The organism is Streptomyces sp. NPDC002896 (assembly GCF_040295225.1).
In the GTDB taxonomy this organism is placed as follows: domain Bacteria; phylum Actinomycetota; class Actinomycetes; order Streptomycetales; family Streptomycetaceae; genus Streptomyces.
The window spans coordinates 145,031-164,907 of record NZ_JBEOVA010000012.1 but is presented as its reverse complement, the minus strand read 5'-3'; the positions used below and the strand labels follow the sequence as shown (position 1 = coordinate 164,907).

17 protein-coding genes and 1 other RNA gene are annotated in these 19,877 nt (G+C 71.4%); 8 read left to right on the top strand and 10 right to left on the bottom strand.

The window, feature by feature from the left end; genetic code table 11:
• The first annotated feature begins 169 nt into the window (after positions 1 to 169).
• Positions 170 to 820, top strand: coding sequence for a biliverdin-producing heme oxygenase (locus ABT009_RS24100; protein ID WP_351298465.1), 651 nt, complete (start codon positions 170 to 172; stop codon positions 818 to 820).
• A 126-nt stretch (positions 821 to 946) separates the two neighbouring features.
• Here ABT009_RS24100 and ABT009_RS24095 read toward each other — a convergent pair whose 3' ends face one another.
• Complete coding sequence (locus ABT009_RS24095) at positions 947 to 1,594, bottom strand: PhzF family phenazine biosynthesis protein (RefSeq protein ID WP_351298462.1); 648 nt, start codon at positions 1,592 to 1,594, stop codon at positions 947 to 949.
• 255 nt (positions 1,595 to 1,849) lie between these two features.
• Here ABT009_RS24095 and efeO point away from each other — a divergent pair, with 255 nt between their 5' ends.
• From efeO to ABT009_RS24075, 4 genes are read left to right on the top strand one after another with little or no spacing between them, the layout of a single operon-like run.
• Positions 1,850 to 3,004 carry an iron uptake system protein EfeO gene (efeO, locus tag ABT009_RS24090; RefSeq protein ID WP_351298459.1) on the top strand — a complete coding sequence of 385 codons (1,155 nt, stop codon included), beginning with the start codon at positions 1,850 to 1,852 and terminating at the stop codon, positions 3,002 to 3,004.
• A 42-nt stretch (positions 3,005 to 3,046) separates the two neighbouring features.
• Complete coding sequence (gene efeB / locus ABT009_RS24085) at positions 3,047 to 4,318, top strand: iron uptake transporter deferrochelatase/peroxidase subunit (RefSeq protein WP_351298457.1); 1,272 nt, start codon at positions 3,047 to 3,049, stop codon at positions 4,316 to 4,318.
• Between the two features lie 2 nt (positions 4,319 to 4,320).
• On the top strand, positions 4,321 to 5,283 hold the full coding sequence (gene efeU, locus ABT009_RS24080; protein ID WP_351298454.1) for an iron uptake transporter permease EfeU: 963 nt from the start codon (positions 4,321 to 4,323) through the stop codon (positions 5,281 to 5,283).
• Positions 5,234 to 6,148 carry an SCO2278 family lipoprotein gene (locus ABT009_RS24075; RefSeq protein ID WP_502989947.1) on the top strand — a complete coding sequence of 305 codons (915 nt, stop codon included), beginning with the start codon at positions 5,234 to 5,236 and terminating at the stop codon, positions 6,146 to 6,148. The genes efeU and ABT009_RS24075 overlap by 50 nt, the downstream gene beginning before the upstream one ends.
• A 124-nt stretch (positions 6,149 to 6,272) precedes the next feature.
• Here the strand turns inward: ABT009_RS24075 and ABT009_RS24070 are convergent, their stop codons facing one another.
• Positions 6,273 to 7,001: a bifunctional DNA primase/polymerase gene (locus ABT009_RS24070; RefSeq protein WP_351298448.1), complete on the bottom strand. Its 729-nt coding sequence runs from the start codon at positions 6,999 to 7,001 to the stop codon at positions 6,273 to 6,275.
• A 150-nt stretch (positions 7,002 to 7,151) separates the two neighbouring features.
• On the opposite strand from ABT009_RS24070, the gene ABT009_RS24065 reads away from it, so the two are divergent.
• Positions 7,152 to 7,982, top strand: coding sequence for a glycerophosphodiester phosphodiesterase (locus tag ABT009_RS24065; protein ID WP_351298445.1), 831 nt, complete (start codon positions 7,152 to 7,154; stop codon positions 7,980 to 7,982).
• A 5-nt stretch (positions 7,983 to 7,987) separates the two neighbouring features.
• Here the strand turns inward: ABT009_RS24065 and ABT009_RS24060 are convergent, their stop codons facing one another.
• From ABT009_RS24060 to ABT009_RS24050, 3 genes are read right to left on the bottom strand one after another with little or no spacing between them, the layout of a single operon-like run.
• Positions 7,988 to 8,998, bottom strand: coding sequence for a small ribosomal subunit Rsm22 family protein (locus tag ABT009_RS24060; RefSeq protein WP_351298442.1), 1,011 nt, complete (start codon positions 8,996 to 8,998; stop codon positions 7,988 to 7,990).
• 9 nt (positions 8,999 to 9,007) lie between these two features.
• The gene (locus tag ABT009_RS24055; RefSeq protein WP_351298439.1) at positions 9,008 to 10,162 is read right to left on the bottom strand and encodes a serine hydrolase domain-containing protein; all 1,155 of its coding nucleotides are present in this window, start codon (positions 10,160 to 10,162) and stop codon (positions 9,008 to 9,010) included.
• A gap of 56 nt (positions 10,163 to 10,218) precedes the next feature.
• Positions 10,219 to 11,640: a multidrug effflux MFS transporter gene (locus tag ABT009_RS24050; RefSeq protein ID WP_502989946.1), complete on the bottom strand. Its 1,422-nt coding sequence runs from the start codon at positions 11,638 to 11,640 to the stop codon at positions 10,219 to 10,221.
• A gap of 90 nt (positions 11,641 to 11,730) precedes the next feature.
• Between ABT009_RS24050 and ABT009_RS24045 the strand changes: the two genes are divergently transcribed.
• Positions 11,731 to 12,753 (top strand): Gfo/Idh/MocA family protein, encoded by a 1,023-nt coding sequence (locus tag ABT009_RS24045; RefSeq protein ID WP_351298436.1) that lies wholly within the window; start codon positions 11,731 to 11,733, stop codon positions 12,751 to 12,753.
• Between the two features lie 56 nt (positions 12,754 to 12,809).
• Here ABT009_RS24045 and ABT009_RS24040 read toward each other — a convergent pair whose 3' ends face one another.
• The 4 genes from ABT009_RS24040 to rnpB form a co-directional block, all read right to left on the bottom strand.
• Positions 12,810 to 14,456: an alkaline phosphatase D family protein gene (locus ABT009_RS24040; RefSeq protein WP_351298433.1), complete on the bottom strand. Its 1,647-nt coding sequence runs from the start codon at positions 14,454 to 14,456 to the stop codon at positions 12,810 to 12,812.
• 428 nt (positions 14,457 to 14,884) lie between these two features.
• Positions 14,885 to 15,979, bottom strand: coding sequence for an aldo/keto reductase (locus ABT009_RS24035; protein WP_351298430.1), 1,095 nt, complete (start codon positions 15,977 to 15,979; stop codon positions 14,885 to 14,887).
• 72 nt (positions 15,980 to 16,051) lie between these two features.
• Complete coding sequence (locus ABT009_RS24030; RefSeq protein WP_351298427.1) at positions 16,052 to 16,642, bottom strand: DoxX family membrane protein; 591 nt, start codon at positions 16,640 to 16,642, stop codon at positions 16,052 to 16,054.
• A gap of 260 nt (positions 16,643 to 16,902) precedes the next feature.
• Positions 16,903 to 17,310: RNase P RNA component class A (gene rnpB, locus ABT009_RS24025), an RNA gene on the bottom strand.
• A gap of 455 nt (positions 17,311 to 17,765) precedes the next feature.
• Here rnpB and ABT009_RS24020 point away from each other — a divergent pair.
• Positions 17,766 to 18,395, top strand: coding sequence for a hypothetical protein (locus tag ABT009_RS24020; RefSeq protein ID WP_351298768.1), 630 nt, complete (start codon positions 17,766 to 17,768; stop codon positions 18,393 to 18,395).
• Here the strand turns inward: ABT009_RS24020 and ABT009_RS24015 are convergent.
• Complete coding sequence (locus ABT009_RS24015; RefSeq protein ID WP_351298424.1) at positions 18,382 to 19,842, bottom strand: RNB domain-containing ribonuclease; 1,461 nt, start codon at positions 19,840 to 19,842, stop codon at positions 18,382 to 18,384. The genes ABT009_RS24020 and ABT009_RS24015 overlap by 14 nt on opposite strands.
• Between the last annotated feature and the right edge of the window lie 35 nt (positions 19,843 to 19,877).

Sequence of the window (19,877 nt, the reverse complement as noted above, 5' to 3'; positions counted from 1 at the left end):
GTCGCCTCCGCCGTCTCCGTCCGCCGTCCGAGTGGCCCTGAGGCGGATCCGGGGTAGTGTTTTACCGACAGGGTGTCGGGAAACCCATTGACTTAGGCGAACCTAAGTTGGAATGATCGTCGAAGGCCCCGCTTTTCCGTTCCGTCCGCTCGGCCCCTCGGAGGTCCCCATGGACACGCCGTTCTCGACGCTCATCCGCACCGCGTCGCACGACGCGCACACCGAGGCGGAGACCTCGACGTTCATGAGCGATCTGCTCGGCGGCCGGCTGGGGGTCGACGCGTTCGCGCGCTACACCGAGCAGCTCTGGTTCGTCTACCGGGCACTGGAGGACGGTGCGCGCGCCCTGCGGGACGACCCCGTCGCCGGGCCGTTCATCCGGCCCGAGCTGATGCGTGTCGCCGAGCTGGAGCGCGACCTGGCGCATCTGCGGGGACCCGGCTGGCGGTCGGGCCTGACGGCCCTGCCCGCCACTGCCGCGTACGCCGCGCGCGTCGAGGAGTGCGCCCGCACCTGGCCCGGCGGGTACGTCGCCCACCACTACACGCGCTACCTCGGCGACCTCTCCGGCGGCCAGATCATCCGCGACAAGGCGGAGAAGACCTGGGGCTTCGCACGCAAGGGCGACGGCGTGCGGTTCTACGTCTTCGAGGGGATCGGGAATCCGGCGGCGTTCAAGCGGGGTTATCGGGAGCTGTTGGACGGGGTGCGGGCGGACGAGCTGGAGAAGCAGCGGATCGTGGGCGAGTGCCGACGGGCGTTCGCCCTCAACACGGAGGTGTTCAGGGCGCTTGGGGAGGAGTTCCCGCTGAGCGCTTGATCTCCCCCACCCCGCCCCTTCCCGTAACTGGGGCTCCGTCCCAGACCCCGGATCGCCTTTCGGGCTCGTCCTCAAGCGCCGGACGGGCTGAATTTTCAGCCCGTCCGGCGCTTGAGGACCTGGCGCCTAGCCCCGCAGGAGCCGCACCATCCCACCCACCTCGATCAACCCCTCCGGGCCCGGTGCCGTAAGGATCTGGGACCCCTCCCCCTGGACGATGTTCAGCGCACGGCCCAGCTCATGCGTGAGCAGCAACGCCGCCGCCCCCGTCGCCTCGTCCTCGTCGATCCCGTCGCCCCGCCCGGGGAAGGCGCGGGCCCGAACGCGCCCCGCGGCCTCGTCCTCCCACGCCCACGCGTAGATCCACTCCCCCGGCGGCGGCACCGCCAGCGCATCCACCTCGGCCGCCGAGCCGTACCGCCGCAGCGTCCGCGGCGGTGCCCACTCGGCGCGGGCCTCGATCCAGGTGAACTCGCCGTCGAGCCGTGTGCCCACCACCCCGGCGGGCGTGACCAGTTCGGGCACGTCGAGGAGCCAGGCCGTGCCGACGCAGGGATGCCCGGCGAAGGGCAGCCGCAGCGTCGGCGTGTAGATGTCGATGACCCCCCGCTCCGGGTCGTCGACGAACACCGTTTCGCTGAACCCGAGCTTCGCGGCGAAGGCCTGGCGGTCCTCCTCGGCGGGCATGGCCGACCCGTCGCGTACGACGCCGAGTTCGTTGCCGTACCGGCCGCCGGGGCCGCAGAAGACGCGGAGCACGTCGTAGTCAGTCACCCCGGCATTGAAGCATCAGCCGCCGACAGCCGGGTGCGGCCCGAGCCGGACGGCGCAGCGGCATTTGACCATTACTTGACCATTCCGTTTCTCCGTCATGAGGCTGCCGCAACTCGTCCGTTATCGACCGGTACGCGGACATGCATTTGAGATGTGAATCACTAGACGACCCGGGTTGACTGAGGTAAGCCTCAGATAAGTTAGGCCCGCCTCACTGGAACCTGTGAGCCGACAGCCCTTCGTTTTGGAGCCCGTATGCGAGCCGTCCGACTCTCTGTTGTCACCGCCGCCGCCACCGCGGCCGCTCTGACCACCGTCACGGGCTGCACCGAGAAGAGCAGCGCGACGAGCGACGACCACGTCATCGCGGTGACCGCCACGGACACCAAGTGCGAGGTCTCCAAGAAGGAGTTCCCGGCGGGGCACATCGAGCTCGCCATCGAGAACAAGGGCTCCAAGGTCACCGAGGTCTACCTCCTCTTCCCGGACGACCGCATCGTCACCGAGCGCGAGAACATCGGCCCGGGCACCAAGCAGAAGGTGACCGCCGAGGTGAAGGCGGGCGAATACCGGATCGCCTGCAAGCCCGGCATGAAGGGCGACGGCATCCGCCAGAACGTGAAGGCCAGCGGCGGCGGCACGACCGCCAAGCGCGACCCGCGCCTCGACGCGGCCGTCGCCGCGTACCGCAAGTACGTGCAGGAGCAGGCCGACGAGACGCTGCCGAAGGTGAAGGTCTTCACGGACGCGGTCAAGGACGGCGACATCGAGGCCGCGAAGAAGGCGTACGCCGACTCGCGGATCGGCTGGGAGCGCACCGAGCCGGTCGCCGAGTCCTTCGGCGACATCGACCCGAAGGTCGACGTCCGCGAGGACGGCCTGGAGGACGGCCAGGACCCCGAGAAGGACTGGACCGGCTGGCACCGCCTGGAGAAGGCCCTCTGGCAGGACAAGAAGATCGGCGACCGGGAGAAGGAGCTGGCCGACCAGCTCGTGAAGGACCTCACCGACTGGCAGGGGCGCGTCGGCAAGGCCGAGATCACCCCGACGTCGATGGCCAACGGCGCCAAGGAGCTCCTCGACGAGGTCGCCACCGGCAAGGTCACCGGCGAGGAGGAGCGCTACTCGCACACCGACCTGGTCGACTTCAAGGCCAACGTCGAGGGCGCCGAGAAGTCGTACGAGCTGCTCAAGCCGGTCGCGTCCGAGAACGACGCCGCGCTGACGAAGGAGCTCGACAAGCAGTTCGCGGCGATCGACACGCTGCTCGACAAGTACCGCACGGACAAGAACTCCTACGACTTCACCTCCTACGACAAGGTCGGCGAGGACGACCGCAAGGAGCTCCAGGACGCGGTGAACGCGCTCGCCGAGCCCCTGTCCAAGCTCGCCGCCGCGGTCGTCAAGTAGTCGGGTCGGTCCAGGGACCAGGGACGTCAGGTGGGACATCGCATGCCGGAAGAGACGACTGAAGTGACTCACGACGCCAAGTCCACGGCGCCCTCGCGGCGTTCGCTGCTCGGCTGGGGCGGTGCCGGGCTCGCGCTCGGTGCCGCCGCGGCGGGCGGCGCCGTCGCGGTGGCGCGCACCGGGGACGACGCAGCGCCCGCGGCCGAGTCCGGCGCCGCCGTGGTGTTCCACGGCGCCCACCAGGCGGGCATCGCGACTCCGGTGCAGGACCGGCTGCACTTCGCGGCGTTCGATGTGAAGACCGACGACCGTGCCGAGTTCGTGCAGCTACTCAAGGACTGGACGAACGCCGCGGCCCGGATGACCGCCGGGCGGACGGTGGGCGAGGGTGCGTACGGCGGTCTCGCGGAGGCGCCGCCGGACGACACCGGCGAGGCGCTAGGACTCAAGCCCTCGCGGCTGACGCTCACGATCGGCTTCGGGCCGTCCCTGTTCGACAAGTTCGGGCTGCGGGAGCAGCGGCCCGAGGCCCTGCTCGACCTGCCGAAGTTCGCCGGCGACAATCTCGACAAGGCGCGCAGCGACGGCGATCTGTGCATTCAGGCCTGCGCGGACGACCCGCAGGTCGCGGTGCACGCGATCCGCAACCTCGCCCGCATCGGCTTCGGCAAGGTCGCGATCCGCTGGTCGCAGCTGGGCTTCGGCAAAACGTCGTCGACGACGCCCGATGAGCAGACCCCGCGGAATCTGATGGGGTTCAAGGACGGCACGCGGAACATCGCGGGCACGGACACGGCCGAACTGGCCAAGCACGTGTGGGTGTCCGAGTCCGACGGTCCGGCGTGGATCGCCGGCGGCTCCTACCTCGTCGCGCGCCGCATCCGCATGAACATCGAGACGTGGGACCGGACCTCGCTGCAGGAGCAGGAGGACATCTTCGGCCGCGACAAGGGCGAGGGCGCGCCGGTCGGCAAGGCGAAGGAGCACGACGAGCCGTTCCTGAAGGCGATGAAGCCGGACGCGCACGTGCGGCTCGCGCACCCGGACTCCAACGACGGGGCGAGGATCCTGCGCCGCGGCTACTCCTTCACGGACGGCACGGACGGCCTCGGCCGCCTGGAGGCCGGGCTGTTCTTCCTCGCGTACCAGCGCGACGTCCGCAAGGGCTTCATCCCGGTGCAGCAGAACCTGGCGCGCGCCGACGCCCTCAACGAGTACATCCAGCACGTGGGTTCCGCGATCTTCGCAATCCCGCCCGGCGTCCGCGACAAGGACGACTGGTGGGGCCGGACCCTGTTCTCCGGGAAGGCGTGAGCATGCTCGGCAACTATCTGATCGGCCTGCGCGAGGGGCTCGAGGCGAGCCTCGTCGTCTGCATCCTCATCGCGTACCTGGTGAAGACCGAGCGGCGCGACGCGCTGCGGCCCATCTGGATCGGCATCGGGGTCGCCGTCGCGCTGGCGCTCGGCTTCGGCTGCGCGCTGGAGTTCGGCTCCCAGGAGCTGACATTCGAGGCGCAGGAGGCGCTCGGCGGTTCGCTGTCGATCGTCGCCGTGGGCCTGGTGACGTGGATGGTCTTCTGGATGCGCCGCACCGCGCGCCATCTGAAGTCGGAGCTGCACGGCAAGCTGGACGCGGCACTGCAGATGGGCACGGGCGCGCTGGTCGCCACCGCCTTCCTGGCGGTCGGCCGCGAGGGTCTGGAGACCGCGCTGTTCGTGTGGGCGTCGGTCCGCGCCTCGAACGACGGCACGTACGGCCCGCTGATCGGCGTCCTGCTGGGCCTTGCCACGGCGGTCCTGCTCGGCTGGCTCTTCTACCGCGGTGCGGTGCGCATCAACCTGGCGAAGTTCTTCACCTGGACGGGCGGCATGCTGGTCGTCGTGGCCGCGGGCGTGCTCGCGTACGGCTTCCACGACCTGCAGGAGGCCAACATCCTGCCGGGCCTGACGAACAAGGCCTTCGACATCAGCGACACCATCCCGCCGGACAGCTGGTACGGGACGCTGCTGAAGGGCGTGTTCAACTTCCAGCCCGACCCGACTGTCGTTCAGGTCACGGTGTGGGCGCTGTACTTGATCCCGACGCTCGCACTGTTCCTCTCCCCGGTAGGGTTCGCTCCCGGGAAGGGGAAGGTGAAGGGACCCGATGAACAGGCTTCGCAGGCTGAGCCGGTTCGCCACGGCAGCGACGGCGACGGCGGCGCTCTCCGTGACGGCGAGCGGGTGCGTGACGGTGCACGGGGAGCGGGAGATCATCCCGTCGGCGACGAAGGCTGAAGCCGCCCGCGCACTCGAGGAGTTCACCTCCGCGTACAACAAGGCCGACAAGGCGTACGACCCGGCCCTCGACGAGGACCGGGTCACCGGCGCGCTCGGGGCCATCAACCAGGCCGGGTTGAAGGCGAAGGGCGCGAGTGAGCCGGACGGCAACCCCGACCATGTGCCGCTGAAACTGACGGATACTCAGTTCACGATTCCCGAGCAGGCGGGGTGGCCGAAGTTCTTCCTGGCCGACGCCGACAGCAACCGGGACCGGGACGACGACCCGCAGCGGGACAACCGCTGGCTGCTGGTCTTCCTGCGGACCGGGGTCGACGACGCCTGGAAGGCCGCGTTCCTGACGGTCGTCTCGCCCGACGAGATCCCCGAGTTCACGACGGACAAGGACGGCTGGGCCCAACCGGTCCCGGCGGATTCCAAGTCGCTCGCCGTCGCACCGAAGAACCTGAGCCAGGAGTACGCCACATACCTCCAGGACGGCGGGGACGCCTTCGCCCCCGGCACCCACACGTCCGAGTGGCGCGCGCTGCGCAAGAAGAACACCACCCGGCCCGGGCTGTCCACGCAGTACATCGACGAGCCGCTGACGTCCGGCCCGTACGCCCCGGTCGGCCTGCGCACGAAGGACGGCGGCGCGCTCGTCTTCTTCGCGACGCACCACTACGAGAAGCAGACCGCGGCCAAGGGCCTCAACCTCCAGGTCAGCGAGGAGGTCAAGGCCTTGATGACAGGCGAGGCCAAACAGTCGATCACCCTGGAACGCGTCTCGAACCAGGCGGTCCTGGACCCGGCGAAGGGCTCCACCGAGCGTGTGGAGTTCTTGAACCGGATCCAAGGGCTTACTGGGGCGAAGGGCGAGTAGCCCGGGGGCCGCTCTGCCCCCTGCCGCTGTGGGCAATCGTTCCGCAGGGCTGGGGGCACCTCCCAGCGGTAGCTGGGGGAGGGTGGGCACAGCCCCACGACGGCGGGTGCCCCAACGAGTTACGTCAGCGACGGAGAGGCCAGGCGGAACCCTCATACTCCGCCCCGCTGCCCGCGAAGCGGGCACACGCATCGGTGAGCGCCTCAAGCAGCGTCAACGGATCCGGAAGCGCATGCTCAGGCCCGCGCAGCCAGTTCACGCTCGCCCCGCCGGGCAACTGGGCCGGCGGGACCAGGGCGTACGACCCGCGGCAGTGCCACCGCAGCCCCGGGTGCTCGTCCATCGTCTCGGGGTGGCAGTCCAGCTCGCAGGGCCACCACTCGTCCTCGTCCTCGGGCGTACCGCGCGTCGCGGTGAAGAAGAGCACGCGGTCATCGCCGGACTCGGCGACTGGCCCGACGTCGATCCCGTCCGCGAGAAGCCGCTCCAGCGCCTCGAGTCCCGCCTCGCGGGGCACGTCGAGCACGTCGTGGACCATGCCGGTGGCGGTGATGAAGTTGGCCTGCGGCTGATGCCGCGCCCACCGCTCGATCTGCGCGCGGTCGGTCGTGGACTGGGTCTGCCAGGCGAAGGAGACGGGGTGCCGGCCGGGCGTCGGACAGCCGATCCGGTCGCAGGAACACCCGTAGCCAGAGGGATGGGCGGCAGGCGCAAGCGGCAGTCCCGCCGCGGCAACGGCCAGCAACAGGGCCTCGCGACCGCCGTCATCGGTCACGTCCTTGGGACGACGACCGCGCAGCCACTGGGAAATCCTGCCCTGTCCGCCGGACCGGCGGCCGAACTCTGCGCCCATGTATCCCCTCATCTCGCCGTCGTACCGTCCATGGTGCCACCATCCTGCGCCCCGGGTGACCGCAGTCCACATCCGGGGTACGTGGGGCGATGCCAACCCCCGGGTGTCATTACGGACATTCAGTACATATCTGCCCGTACGGTGGTCGCCATGGTCACAAGGACGGTGCTGGCCGGCCTGGCGACGCTGACCGTCGCGGGAACGGCCGCGGGCCTCGCCCCCCTGGAATGGGGCGGCAGCCCCCTGACGATCGACGCGCTCCCCCGCGTCGTCTACACCGCACACCGCGGGGGCGCCCTGGAGGTGCCGGAGAACAGCATGTCGGGGCTGATGACGACGTACCGGCGGGGCACGGCCAACGCCCTCGACGTCGACACACGGATACTGCGCGACGGCACCATCGTGGCGATGCACGACGCGACGCTGGACCGCACGACCCGCGAGAAGGGCCCGGTACGCGACCTCGCCCTCGCGGACTGGGAGAACGTACGGCTGCGTCCGGACCGGAAGCTGCCCGGCCACTGGCGCACCGAGCGGCCGCCGACCATCGCCGAGGTGCTCGACCGTCTCGGCGGCCGCGTCGTACTGATGCTGGAGGCCAAGGACCCGGACAGCCTCGACACGCTCGCCGGGATGATCCGCAGCCGCGGCCTGACGCGCTCGGTGGTGGTCAACTCCAACCATCCCGAAGTCGCCCGGCGCGCCCACCGCTTGGGGCTGATCTCCCAGCTGTGGCGCTCGGCGAAGCAGATGCGCACGGACCGTCCGGAGCGCTGGGCGTCCTTCGTGGACGTACTGGACGTCGACTACCGGGCGCGCGACTCCGATCTCGTACGGGCCGTGAACTCGGGCATTCCCCGGGTCTGGGCACACACGGTGAACACCCGAAAGCAGCGCGACCGCGTACTGCGGCTCGGCTGCAACGGCGTGATCACCGACGCACCGACGCTGATGACGCGGAGCGACGCGCAAGCCCGCTAAAGGCGTCAGTCCGCCGCCGACGGGGGTGGCCACGAGTCCCCCCAGTCGGCGTCCCGCGCCGCCCGGTAAAGCACCCCGTGCCGCTTCGTCACCGTCTCCCGCCGCAGCGCCTCATCCGCCCCACACAGGTCGAGCAGGACCTGCCCCTTGCGGATCTGAGGGCGCCGGACGACCCGGGCCGGGGCCGTGTCGACCGGAAACCGCACCGCCGCCACGTAGCTGAATTTCTCGTCCTCGTACGCCAGTGAGCCGCCCTTCACCTGGCGATGCAGGGACGACCGGCTCACACGGGCCGAGAAGTGGCACCAGTCCGTGCCGGGGACGATGGGGCACGCGGCGCTGTGGGGGCACGGCGCCGCGATCCGGAACCCGGCCGCGATCAGCCGATCGCGGGCCTCGATCACCCGCGCGTAGCCGTCCGGCGTGCCCGGCTCGACGATCACGACGGCCGACCGGGCGGCACCCGCCGCCGCGTCCACCACCGCGCGCCGGTCGCTCTCGGTCAGCTCGCCCAGCACATACGACACCGTGACGAGATCAGTGCTCTCGATGGTGAGCGCCGATCCGATACGAGAGCGCTGCCACACCACGGATTTCAGCGGCTCGTACGAGGCGGCCAGTTCGCGGCCCAGTGCCAGCGCCGGCTCCGCCCAGTCCAGCACCGTGACCGGCCGCTCGCCGTCCCAGGTCGCTGCCACGGCCCACGTCGCCGCGCCCGTCCCGCCGCCCACGTCCACATGGCTGTCCGGCGCCCAGTCGGCGGGCGCGGCCGCCGCGAGCGCGGCCAGCGCGGAGCGGACCGCCTCGAAGGTCGCGGGCATCCGGTACGCGGCGTACGCGGCGACGTCCGAGCGGTCGCGCAGGACCGGGGCGTCGGTGGGCGTGCGCCCCCGGTAGTTGGCGATCAGCCGGTCCACGGCCTGCGCGGCCTGGGTCGGCGGCAGGCCGTCCAGCAGCCCGGCGAGGGCCGCCCGCAGGGTCTCGGCTGGGGCGATCGGGGTAACGGGGACGTTCACCCAGCGATTCTACGGGCGCCTTCGCGCGGCACGGGCGAGCCGTGTGCCCGCCGCAGCCCGGGGCCCTCCCCCAGACTCCGTCCGGGGGGACCCCCATCTCGCTTCGCTCGCCGCGTCCTGCCTCCGCGGGTGCACGGTATTGGCCAGCAGCACGAGAAACGTGTCCGTGACCGGGTCCAGGACCAGCGAGGTGCCCGTGAACCCGGTGTGCCCGGCCGCGCCCCGGCCGCCGTCGCCGCCCGGGCCGCCGTGACCGCCGTCCCCCCGCCCCGCCAGCTCCCCCATGAACCACGGCTGGTCGATGCCGAAGCCCAGCCCCGGAGGCGTCAGCATCAGCTCCACGAAGTCGGGGCCGAGGATGCGCGCCGTACCGTACGAGCCGCCCGCCAGCAGGGTCCGGCAGAACACTGCGAGATCGCGCGCGGTCGAGAAGAGCCCGGCGTGGCCCGCGACACCGCCGAGCGCCCAGGCGTTCTCGTCGTGCACGACGCCCCGCAGCATCCCGCGGTCCGCCTTCGCCCAGGGCCTGCGCTGGTACTCGGTGGCGGCGGCGCCGGGGCACGGTCCGAAACCGGTGGCCGTCATGCCGAGCGGCCGCGTGATCCCGTCGCGTACGAGGAGGTCCAGCGGGCGGCGTGTGATGCGCTCGAGGACGTGCTGGAGCAGCAGCATGTTGAGGTCGGAGTAGCAGTACGTGCCGGGCTCGGTGACCGGGGCCTCGGCCTGCAACGCGGCGAGGCGTGCCGCCTGGTCCGGGCAGTCGTACAGCGGGAGTTCGGGCCGCAGCCCGGAGGTGTGGGTGAGCAGCTGCCGCACGGTGATGCCGTGCTCGGCGGCCGCCCGGAACTCCGGGAGGTACGCCGCCACGCGCGCGTCGATGCCGAGCGTGCCGCGCTCCAGCTGCTGCACCGCGGTGACGGCGGTGAAGAGTTTGGTGAGGGACGCCAGGTCGAAGGGGGTGTCGGTGCGCATCGGCACCCACCTCTCGCGCGGCAGCTCGACGGCCGCGTCGGCCTCCGGGTCGTATGCCGCGTAGCGCAGCGCCCAGCCGTACGCCTCCTCGACGGCGATCACCGGGCCGCGCCCGGCGACCACGACCACGCCCGCGCACCAGGGCCGCGGCCCCTGCGGCAGCGCCCGCACCCCGGCGAGGAGCCGCCGCATCTCGCCGGGGTCGAGCCCGGCGCGCTCCGGGGTGCCGGTGCGCAGTCGTGGTGCGGTCAGTGCTCCGCCTCCTCCCGGGCGCCCTTCAGCTGCGGGGTCATGTTCCCGGCGCGCAGACTGCTCTCCTGTGCGCGCGGCTGCCAGGGACGGCACAGTGCCACGAAGCAGGCCACGGCCACCAGTGCGCAGGCCAGTTGGACGACGGCCATCGGGACGGCCGTGGTCTCGCCCGCGATGCCGACGAGCGGCGAGGCGATGGCGCCGATGAGGAAGGAGGACGTGCCGATCAGCGCGGAGGCGGAGCCCGCGGCGTGCGGGGTGCGCATGAGGGCGAGCGCGTTGGTATTGGGCAGGGCGAGACCCATCGCGGACATCAGTACGAACAGTCCGGCGGCGACCGGGACGAGCCCAGGGTCGCCGAAGACGCCGGTCGTCAGGAGCAGCAGTGCCGCGGCGGCGGCTGTGATGACGGCGAGGCCGAAGCCGAGGGTCTTGTCGAGGCTGATCCGGTCGACGAGCAGCTTGCCGTTGATCTGACCGGTGGCGATCAGGCCGACGGAGTTGATGCCGAACAGGAGGCTGAAGGTCTGCGGGGACGCGCCGTAGATCTCCTGGATGACGAACGGCGACGCGGACACGTAGGCGAAGAGCGCGGCGAAGGCGAAGCCGCCCGCGAGCATGTAGCCGGTGAAGACGCGGTCTGCGAGCAGGCCGCGCATGGTGCGCAGCGCCTCGGCGGTGCCGCCGCCGTGCCGCCTTGCGGGCGCGAGCGTCTCAGGGAGCACGCGCCAGACGAGTGCGGTGAGGGCGGCGCCGATCACGGTGAGGACGACGAAGACGCCTCGCCAGTCGGTGATCCGCAGCACCTGCCCGCCGATGAGCGGGGCGACGATCGGGGCCACGCCCGAGATCAGCATGAGGGTGGAGAAGAACCGGGCCATCGCCACGCCGTCGTACAGGTCGCGGACGATCGCGCGGGCGATCACGATGCCCGCGGCGCCCGCCAGGCCCTGGGCCAGCCGGAACGCGATGAGCAGTTCCACGGTCGGTGCGAAGGCGCACACGGCGGTGGCGACGATGTACACGAGCATCCCGGCGAGCAGCGGGCGCCTGCGGCCCCACTTGTCGCTCATGGGACCGACGACGAGCTGCCCGAGCGCCATGCCCGCGAGGCAGGCGGTCAGCGTCAGCTGCACGGTCGCCGCCGGGGCGTGGAGCGCGTCGGTGACCTCCGGGAGCGCCGGGAGGTACATGTCCATGGACAGCGGCGGTACGGCGGTGAGCCCGGCGAGCACGAAGGTGACGAGGAGTCCGGTACGGCGAGCGGCGACGGGCCCGGCGGCCTCGACCTCTCCGCCGGCCCCTCTGGAACCCCGCTGCCCGTCCGCTATGGGGCCCACCCCGGCTATACAGCCCTCCCCCGCTATGTGGCCCTCCGCTCCAGCGTCTGCTGTCTTCCTTCGGCCGCGCTCGCGCATGGCCCCCTCCCGGTCCTTGATTCCGCCACATATGCTCTCAGCTCGACGCGGCGGCCGAGACCGCCGGACGGCGAACAGGGAGGGAAGATCGTGACGACGCAACCGGTGCGGTGGGGGATCCTGGCGACCGGCGGGATCGCCGCCGCGTTCACGGCCGATCTGCTGGATCTGCCGGATGCGGAGGTCGTCGCGGTGGCCTCGCGGACGGACGCCTCGGCGAAGGCGTTCGCGGAGCGCTTCGGCATCCCGCGGGCGTACGGCAGTTGGGGCGCCCTGGCCGAGGACACGGAGGTGGACGTCGTCTATGTGGCGACTCCGCACTCGGCGCACCGCGAGGCGGCGGGCCTGTGCCTGGAGGCGGGCCGCCCGGTGCTGTGCGAGAAGGCGTTCACGCTCAACGTGCGCGAGGCCGAGGAGCTGGTGGGCCTGGCCAGGGAGCGCGGTCTCTTCCTGATGGAGGCCATGTGGATGTACTGCAACCCGCTCATACGGCGGCTCAAGGCTTTGGTGGACGACGGCGCGATCGGCGAAGTGCGCACCGTGCAGGCCGACTTCGGGCTCTCGGGCCCGTTCCCCGCCTCCCACCGGCTGCGGGACCCGGCACAGGGCGGCGGCGCGCTGCTGGACTTGGGCGTCTACCCGGTGTCGTTCGCGCAGCTGCTGCTGGGTGAGCCGTCGGACATCACGGCGAGAGCGGTGATCTCGGACGAGGGCGTTGATCTCCAGACGGGAATGTTGCTCTCGTGGGAGAGCGGTGCTCACGCTCTGGTGCACTGCTCCATCATCGGCGGCACCCCCATCATGGCGTCGGTCACCGGCTCCAAGGGCCGCATCGACATCCCGTACGGCTTCTTCCACCCCGACCGTTTCGTGCTGCACCGCGACGGTCGCGACCCGGAGGAGTTCGCGGCGGACCCGGCCGCCGGCACGGTCGCCAGCCTCAAGCACGAGGCCGTGGAGGTCATGCGCTGCCTGCGCGCGGGCGAGACCGAGTCCCCGCTCGTGCCGCTCGACGGCTCCCTCGCGGTGATGCGGACGCTCGACGCGGTGCGGGACCGCATCGGCGTCCGCTACCCCCGCGAGGCGGAGCGGGCTCAGGTCACACCGGCCTGAGCCCCGGCCTCCGGGGCACCGTCACGCGGGCTTCAGCCCCGGATCCCGCGCCTCCGTCACGCGGGCTTCAGCCCCTGATTCCCCGCCTCCGTCACGAATGACGCAGCCGTGGTGATCGGCGCCCCCGGCGTCGTCACCGCGCTCACCGTCTTGAAGTCGGCCCGCGCTGACCCGTCGCCCAGCTGGACCGTCACATATCCGCGGCGCCCGTTGTAGAACTTCAGATGCGGGTTGGCCTGCGTGTATGTGTCCCAGTTGGCGGGCTTGTCCGCGCCGTCCTTGCCGCTGGATATGGACGTCGCGACGATCTCGGTGCCGACGGTCTTCGATGCCTGGTCGTCGAAGTCCCGCTTGATGTCGAAGGCGTAGCCGACGTGCACGTCGCCCGTCAGCACCATCAGGTTGTCGACCCCGGCCGACTCGGCCCCGGCTAGGACGCGTTCACGGGAGGCCGGGTAGCCGTCCCAGGCGTCCATGCTGACCTTGGCCACCGGGTTCAGGTCGAGCTTGCGCTGGGAGAAGGTGACCTGCTGCGGCACGACGTTCCACAGCGCCTGCGACGCGCGCCAGCCGTCGATGAGCCACCGCTCCTGCTCGGCGCCGGTGATGGTGCGCGACGGGTCCTCGGACTCCGGCCCGGGGATGTCCGAGCCGTCGCCGTACGCCTGGTCGGACCGGTACTGCCGGGTGTCGAGGATGTCGAACTGCGCGAGCCGGCCCCAGTGGAGACGGCGGTAGAGCTGCATGTCCGGGCCTTCGGGCAGCTGCGGGCGGCGCAGCGGCTGGTTCTCCCAGTAGGCGCGGTACGCGGCGGCCCGGCGCAGCAGGAACTCCTCCGGAGGCACGGAGTTCTCGGGGGTGTCGTCCGCGTAGTTGTTCTCGGTCTCGTGGTCGTCCCAGGTGACGACGAAGGGGTGCGCGGCGTGCGCGGCCCGCAGGTCGGGGTCGGACTTGTAGAGGGCGTACCGCAGGCGGTAGTCCTCCAGCGTTAGCGTCTCGCGGTTGAAGATCGCGGGCAGGGTGCGGTCGGTGTAGTTGCGGGCGCCGCCCACCGAGTTGACGGCGTACTCGTAGAGGTAGTCGCCGAGGTGGAAGACGACGTCGACGTCGTCCTGGGCCAGGTGCTGGTACGCGGTGAAGTACCCGTCGTGGTACGCCTGGCAGGAGACCGCGGCGAGCGTGAACGCCCCGGGCCGGCTGCCGGCTTCGGGCGCCGTGCGGGTGCGGCCCGTCTCGCTGACCCAACTCCCGACGCGGAAGCGGTAGTAGTAGACGCGCCCGGCGTCGAGGTGGGAGACCTCGACGTGGACGGAGTGGTGGAACTCGGGGTGCGCGGTGGCGGTGCCGCGTCTGGCGATCCGGCGGAACCGCGAGTCGTGGGCGAGCTCCCAGTGGACGGTGACGCGCTCCTGCGGAAGACCGCTGTCCGGCTCGTACGGCGCCGGGGCGAGTCGCGTCCACAGGATCACAGAGCCGGGAAGCGGGTCGCCGGAGGCGACGCCGAGCGTGAACGGGTTCTCGGTGATCTGGGCCGCGTCGAGTTCGGCGGCGCTCGCGGTGCCCGCGGCGGGCAGGTTGGTGGCGAAGGCGAGCGCGGCGGCGGCGCCGGTGACGGTGAGGAAGCGGCGGCGGCCGATGTGGCGGGCGGCGGCGCGGAGTTCGGGGGCGTGCTGCGAAAGTGGCGTCGGACGTGCGGGTGTCATCTGGCCCTCCCCTGACGGTTGTTGTCAGGGGCATTGAATTTGCGGGGGACGACGAAGGGCTGTCACGTACACAACAAAAGCGTGTCGGACGGATGAGTTCCGCATGACCGACGCCCACACCCCGTCCGCACACCCATGAAGAATTTGCACAAACGGAATATGAGCCACCGACCCTTTAGGTCAGGTAACCCCCCTATGCTCAACTTCTCTCCATCAGACCTTCACACTTGGAGCACATTTCGCGCATACGTTCCAAGGCCCAGGCAGTCGCCGCCTGGGCACGCTGCTCACACTCCAGCGGACATGCGTAGGCGCACAAGACCACATTGAGGGGGGTGGACAACCGCTCCGCGGCTGCCAGGTGACCAAGGGGGGCCCGCGATTGGGACCGCGGGAACGACCCTGGGCCGCGGAGCGGTTGCCCTGCTTCACGCCTCCGTGGGCGGCTGGGCCCCCAGTACGCGCCGGATCTCCGCCATCTCCTCCTCCGCCAGCGGCCCGTACGCCAGCGCCCCCGCGTTCTCCTCGGCCTGCGCGACCGTCCGGAAGCCGGGGATCGGCACCGTCCGCGGGCTGCGCGCCCACAGCCAGGCCAGCGCGCCCTGGGTGAGGGTGCGTCCGCGGCTCGTGAGGACGGACCGTACGGCCTCGACGCGCGCCAGCCACTCCGGGTCCGCGCCGCCACCCGCCGCGAACCCCGGCAGCCAGGCGGGCGGCGCACTGCGGATGTCACCGGCGGCGAGCGTGCTCCTCGGCACGTACTTCCCGGTCAGCAGACCCATCGCGAGCGGGCTCCGGTTGATGCTCGCGAGGCCCGACTCATCGCACAGTGCGAGGAGTTCGGGTGCGTCCTGGAGGATGTTGCAGCGGTGCTGGACGGCCGCGCAGTGCGGTCCCGCGGCGAAGACGGCCGCGCGCGCCGGGTCGTCGGTGCTCCATGCGTACGCGCGGATGAGCCCTTCTCGTACGAGGTCCTCGCAGGCGTCCCGCAACAGGGCGGCCCGCTCGGGGTCCGCGTCGGACAGATGGAGCTGGTAGAGGTCCACGTAGTCGGTGCCGAGCCGGGCGAGCGAGGCGGTCAGCGCACGCCGTACGTACGCCGGCGAGTCGTCGCTTCCTGTGAGGACCTTGCGCTCCTCGTCGAAGAGGTTGCCCCACTTGGTGGCCACCACGACGTCCGCCCTGCGCCTGCCGAGGGCCCGTCCCAGTACGCGCTCGCTGTGCCCGGTCCCGTAGGCGTCGGCGGTGTCGAAGAAGGTCACGCCGAGGTCCAGCGCACGGCGGACGGCGCGCACCGACTCCTCGTCGTCGACCTTGCCCCAGCCGAGCGGGCTCCCGTCCGCCGCCTGCCACTCTCCGCCGATGGCCCAGCAGCCGAACCCGAGGGCGCTCACCTCGATTCCGCTGCGCCCGAGGGTCCTTGTGTACGGGGTGTACGAGATGTGCGTACCGCCGGCCGTCGTCGTGTCGTCAGCCGTCGTGTCGTCAGCCGTCGGCGCGGTCGTTGCGTTGGTGGTCTCCATGCCGGTGGACGCTAGGCGTTGGAGGCACGAAGGCAATCCTCCGGACGGGTCCGGAACCGGTGAGCCGGAAGGTCATGCCCCCCGCGCCGCACCGCCCGGGGCCTCCGCACCGAACGGCCCCTCCTTCACCTCCTGCTCGGAGGGCGCCGCCTGGGCCAGCCGTAGGTTCCTGTTGCGTGCCGCGATCACGCCCATCGTGCCGATCGCAGTGGCCGCGAACGCCACCGGGACCATCCAGTCGCGGTTGACCAGGTGGCCCAGGGCATGGTCGAGAGAGAGGCGACCCGGACCGGTGACGGCGAGGCAGGCCGGCACGAGGCCGAGGAACGCCGCGTACTCGTATCCGCCGCTCTGGGCGAAGAAACCGCTGGGCGCCTGCACGGCCGCCGCCCCCGCCATCCCGCCGGCCGCGGCCGCCCCCGCCGCGGGCGTTGCAAGACCGAGGGCGAGCAGCGCGCCGCCACCCGCTTCGACGAGCCCGGCGGCGACGGCGCTCGCCTTGCCCGGCTTATAGCCGACTGACTCCATGAAGGCGCCGGTGCCCTCGATTCCGCCGCCGCCGAACCAGCCGAAGAGCTTCTGGGTGCCATGGGCGGCGAGCACCCCGCCGGTTCCGAGGCGGAGCAGCAGAAGGCCCAGGTCACGTCGGTCGATACAGGTCACGGCATCTCCTCGGAGCGTGCGGTCGGGGATATAGGGACGCACCGTATGGGGAGTACGGAATGGGGCGTACGGGCCCCGGGCGAGTGCCCTCTCCACCGTCGCATCACACCGGACGGGGCACCCGGCGCATACGGCCGTTGGAGTGGCAGCGACTGAGGTCGGGGTCATGGCAGGCTGCACCCATGGACCAGCACGAAGCCCCCCGGAGGCGCACGAGGTCTGGGGCCGGCGTCGTTCCCACAGGTCAGTGACCTAGCGGGCAGACGAGTCGGGCTGTACGCCGGGTTCTGTTCCCCCGGGTCCTCGCGGACCTGGAGGCGACGGCCATCCATCTAGGGCCGGCGTTGCCGCCGGCCTCGTGCGGTCTACCCGCGGACTCGGGCGGGCCGCCCTCGAACATCCGCGCAGAGCCGCCTGTTACAGCGGCCCCTCTTGACCTTGCTCCGGGTGGGGTTTACCTAGCCGCCTGGGTCACCCCAGACGCTGGTGGTCTCTTACACCACCGTTTCACCCTTACCGAGGACCGAGATCCCCGGCGGTCTGTTTTCTGTGGCACTGTCCCGCGGGTCACCCCGGGTGGCCGTTAGCCACCACCCTGCCCTGTGGAGCCCGGACGTTCCTCGGGAAGATCCCCGCAGGGGTCTTCACGCGGCCGTCCGCCCGGCTCGTCTGCCGTGTCGACCATGGTACCGGTCGTGCGGGGCGGACCGGCGGCGCGGAGGTCCGCTCCGCTTGACCCTGCCGCAACGTCAACGTTTCTACTGGCTGCATGCGGATCGGAGAGATCGCCGCCGTCGTCGGGGTGACGACGCGGACCATCAGGCATTACCACCACCTCGGGAGCGGCGCAGCTGGCCGCGGTCGCGGACGCCCCGGGGGGCTCCTCGGGCAGCCGCGGCAACTCGGGAAGTTCCTCGGGCGGCCGCGGCACATCGGAGGCGTCACCCCGCGACACCTTCCTCAGCGCCTTCTTCGCCGACTTCGCGCCTGCCCAGGCCGAGGCCGTCCGCCGTGCGATGCGGCTGCTCGCCCAGCGGGGTACCCGATGAGGCGCGGGAGGGCAGGGCGCACGGTGAGTCTCCCGGAGACGGATGGCCGCGGGGCGGCGTTGGTCCGGCGGGCCCTGGCTGTCGTACCCGTACCCGTTCCCGTGCGGCGGCTGGTCGGGCACGAGGTGCGCGTACTGGCGAGCCTGGGGCTGTGGATCACGCGGCGGTCGCACGGCGTCGCGGCGGGCGAGCGGGGTTACGGATATGCGCGCGGGCACGGAGCCGTCATGTACGGGTTCGCCTTCGTCTGCGTCGTCGAGACCTTCGCCATGTCCGTGCTGCTGCGGGACTGGCCGGCCGTCGAGCGCGCGGTGCTGTTCCTCGACGTCTACACCGTGGTGCTGGTCATCGGGATGCACGCCGCCTCGGTGACCCGGCCGCATGTGCTGGGCCCCGCGGAGCTGCGGTTGCGCCGGGGCGCCCTCGTCGACCTGCGGATACCGCTGGCGGACATCGCCGTGGTCCGCCGTGAGCTGCGTGCCGCGGCGGGCAAGCCCGGTGAGGGAGAGCTGCGCCTGGACATGGGCGCGCAGACCTCCGTCACGCTGGAACTGGCGGCGCCGGTGCGTCATACGACGCTGCTCGGCCGGAGCAGGACCGTGCGTACCGTCCACTTCCACGCGGACGAACCCGACCTGCTGGTACGCGAGATCATGGCGCGCCGCGTCACGCGGAGCGAACCGCGCACCGTCACGCAGGGGTGAACAGCGCCTTCGCCCTTCCCGGATCCGCCTGCGTGAGCCGGACTTGGAGCCGCTCCCCCAACGGGAGCGGCTCCGTGCCGCCCTCGATGCGGGCGACGACCGCAGGATCGGTCAACTGCACGGTTCCGACGGTCGGTTCGTGCTCCTTCACGTCCACCACACAGGCGTCGAAGACATCGCCGATCCGGTCCATGAGCAGCCCGGCCTCGACGATGTCGAGGCACTCGCGCTCGACCGTGCCGGCGCGCCGCGTCCCGTCGGCCATCTCCGCGGGCAGTGCGTGGAGGTCCGCGAGCACCCACTCGGGCGGCTCCCGGTCCGCGGATGCCGCGAGACACAGTTCGGACGTGTAGCGGTCGACGAGGCGGCGCAGGGGTGCGGTGCAGTGGGTGTAGGGCGCGGCGACGGCGGCGTGGAGGGTGAGCTCGGGCACCTTGCCGCCGCTGAAGACCGTGTATCCGGCGCCGCGCAGAAGGGTCGTGCACTCCTGCAGGAACGCCGCGTGCCGGGGCTGGTGCGGGTCGAGTGAGCGGATCAGTTCCGCGTACGGGACGTGGTGCGGCCAGTCGATGCCGAGGGCCTTCGCGGTACGGCGGAGGCGGCCGACGGCGCCGTCGGGCGCGGCCGGGAGCGTGCGCAGGACGCCGGTGCCCTGGCCGAGCATCAGTTCGGCGGCCGCCATGCCGGTGAGCAGGGAGATCTGGGCGTTCCAGCGGTCGGTGGGAAGCGGGACTCGGTAGGTGAGTTCGTAGGTTCCGGCGGCTCGCCCGGGTGCCCGGGCCTCGACGATCTGCTGCTCGGGGACGTCGAGGGAGATGCCGCCGCGTTCGGCCTCCCGTTGTTCGCGCAGTGTGCCGACGGCCTTGAGGAGGGCGAGGGGCTCCTCCGCGGTGCCCGCGTCGATGTGCCGCTGGGCGCTCGCGTAGTCGTACCTGGTGCGGTTGCGGACGAGGGCGCGGCGTACGTCGGTGGAGACGGTGCGGCCGTCGGCGTCGAGGTCGAGGGTCCACAGCACGGCGGGACGGGCCTGGCCGGGAAGCAGGCTCGCGGCGCCCTCGCTGAGCAGCGCGGGGTGCAGCGGAACCTTTCTGTCCGGGAAGTAGAGGGTGTTGATCCGGCGGTGGGCCTCGGTGTCGAGCGCCAGTCCCGGGGTGACGAACGCGGCGACGTCGGCGATCGCGTAGCGGACCCGGAAGCCTCCGCCGGGGCGCCGGGACAGGTGCATGGCCTGGTCGAGGTCCTGGGACGCGGCCGGGTCGATGCTGAAGAGCGGTAGATCCGTCGCGTCGCGATCCGGCAGCCGCGGCGCCTGCGCGACCTGTTCCGCCTCGTCGAGGACGGCCGCCGGGAACGTCTCGGGCACCGCAAGCTCCGCACGCAGCCCGCGCAGCGCCGCCCGCAGCGGGGCGTCGACCGCGGCGGTCACCTTCAGATGACGGCGGGGCATGGACCGAGCGTAGGCCGGGGTCGGGCCGACGGCAT